Genomic DNA, 2,366 nt, shown 5'->3' with positions numbered 1-2,366 from the left:
GCACTGCTCCCAGCCTTGCGGCCAATGACCTTGACGTGAAGATGATAGATCGCCATCGCGACAGGATGTGCGTTGGGAGTTGAAAGGAAGAAGGGATTCAGCCTTCATGCTGCAATGGATCTCGCGGGGTGGAGGACCCCGCACGCTGTATGACGCAACATACGGCGATAAGCAGATGGGTGAGGAGAACCGGGCGCTTCCGGGGAACCGTAAATTAGCAGAACCCATCAAAGCCGAACGGGCGGGGACTTCCGACCCCGTGAGCGGTTCGGCCAGCGAGCTTGCCATGGCGAGGGAAACCGAACCGATGGTGGACGCCCCGTTTAGAGATGGAGCCTGCCGACTCGGAAGTGGGTGGGTCGATCTTCGGATCGGTGGAGTGTTGGTCCGCGCTATCAGTACGCGGATTGGAGGCGCGCAGCTTGCTGTGCGCCAGCCTCGGCATGAGTTTGCGTGGCGCCGAGGCCGGATTCCACACGGGGTAGAGTCGGCGCCTAAAGCGAGCAAGAGATCAGTCGCGGAACCCAAGAACCTTGTCACCATTTCCGGCGGTTTCGGACGCCGGACGACTGAAGCGGCCAGTGACCGTGGTGCCGAGGGACGGAGCCTTCGTAGTAGTCCGAGGACGGGAAAGCCGTTCACATGGCGAAGGGAGGCAGTGGATACGGCTTGCAAGCAGGAGGCGGGCACATGTCCGGCGGGATGAATATCCCGTTTGTCCTCGACATGCAGCGCAAACTGTATCGGTGGAGCAGCGACGAACCTGACAAGGTCTTTGCTGATCTGTTCAATCTCATATGCGACCGCAGAACCCTTGCCGAAGCTTGGCGACGGCTCGCCCGCAACCGCGGCAGCCGAACACCGGGAACGGACGGGATGACGCGTCGTACGGTCGAACAGCGTGCCGGTGGCGCAGCAAGGTTCCTCGACGAAATACGCGAGGCACTTCGCAACGGAACATATGACCCGGAACCCGTCAGACAACGGCTCATCCCAAAGCCTGGCAAACCGGGAGCATTCCGGCCACTCGGAATCCCCACGCTGACCGATCGCTTGGTGCAAATGGCCATGAAGCTGATCATCGAACCCATCTTCGAGACGGATTTCTATCCGACCTCGTATGGATTCCGGAAAGGACGGAGCACCCATGATGCTCTGGAGCGAATCCAGAAGTGTCTTCACCCGTCGGTTCGTGGACCTTCGGTCTACGACTACGCCATTGAAGGCGATATCAAGGGCTGCTTCGACGCAATCGACCATCACGTCATGATGGAAGGCGTGCGACGGCGTATCGGCGACCGTAAGGTGCTGAGGCTGATCTTCGCATTCCTGAAGGCGGGCGTGATGATCGAGGGGACCATCCGACATCCCGTCACCGGCTCGCCACAAGGCGGGATCATCTCGCCGATGCTGTCGAACATCTACTTGACAGCCATCGACGAACGGTACGGACGATGGTCCATGCGCCCCCGTGAACCGAGTAGCAGGGCGGCAGGCCGGCGGACTCTGGACCGCAAGAACGGCAAGCCGACATTCTACATGGTGCGCTATGCGGACGACTTCGTCGTCCTCGTGGAAGGCACGAGGGAGCAAGCGGAAGCTGAAAGGCAGGCGCTGGCGGAGTTCCTGAAGACGGAACTTCGTATGGAACTGTCGATGGAAAAGACCCGGATCACCGAGACCAAGGAAGGCTTCGACTTCCTCGGCTATCGGGTGGTGCGCACCAAAGCGCTCCGCACGGGGCGACTGGTCGGCAACCTCTTCATCCCGAGGAGCAAGCTCAACGACCTGCGCCACAGGATCAAGGTCCTGGTGAAGAGCACTCCTACCGGATGGCCGCTCACCAAAGTCGTCGGCACCCTCAACCCGATCCTGCTCGGGTGGCGGAACTATTACCGATATGCCACGCAGGCGTGTCGGGACTTCAGCCATCTCGACAAATGGATTTGGGAGCGCGTTGGACGTTGGCTGCGTAAGAAGCATCGAAAGGCAACGTGGCGAGAGCTGCGTCGCCGCTTCACCGTCAACGTCACGGGACAACGGCATCGATGGGTCGAAGGCACGAAGCGCCTGAGGCTCCTCCGCGACGGCGGAACCATGCGTTACCCTCACCAAAGCATCGAGAAACCGAACGGATGGAACGCCCAATCCCGGCACCGTCAGCGCGAGAGCGTGGGCGACTTCTGGGACGCGTTCTACCGCCTCACATCGGACTGAGGCACACCCATGAGCGATCTCTCGCTCATGCACGGAGAGCCGGATGCAGGGAAACTTGCCTGTCCGGTTCGGGGAGAGGGATGGAGAAACTTGTCTCCGAAAGGGGAAGTAGCGCTTCATCTCTACTCCACCATTTGCACGTCAAAGCG

At 60.4% G+C, this 2,366-nt stretch carries 1 protein-coding gene; it reads left to right on the top strand.

Going from position 1 to position 2,366, the window contains the following annotated elements; genetic code table 11:
• The first annotated feature begins 690 nt into the window (after positions 1-690).
• A complete protein-coding gene (gene ltrA, locus FJV80_RS34345) occupies positions 691-2,217 on the top strand; it encodes a group II intron reverse transcriptase/maturase (protein ID WP_142878501.1) in 1,527 nt (508 codons plus the stop codon).
• Positions 2,218-2,366 lie beyond the last annotated feature (149 nt).

Source organism: Mesorhizobium sp. WSM4310 (assembly GCF_007003935.1).
Classification (GTDB): domain Bacteria; phylum Pseudomonadota; class Alphaproteobacteria; order Rhizobiales; family Rhizobiaceae; genus Mesorhizobium.
The sequence above is the reverse complement of the archived record's forward strand: the minus strand, read 5'-3'. Positions and strand labels throughout refer to the sequence as shown.

Bases quoted from the DNA above. Each gene is read 5' to 3' on its own strand.
- ltrA (WP_142878501.1), top strand. From the start codon at position 691: ATGTCCGGCGGGATGAATATCCCGTTTGTCCTCGACATGCAGCGCAAA.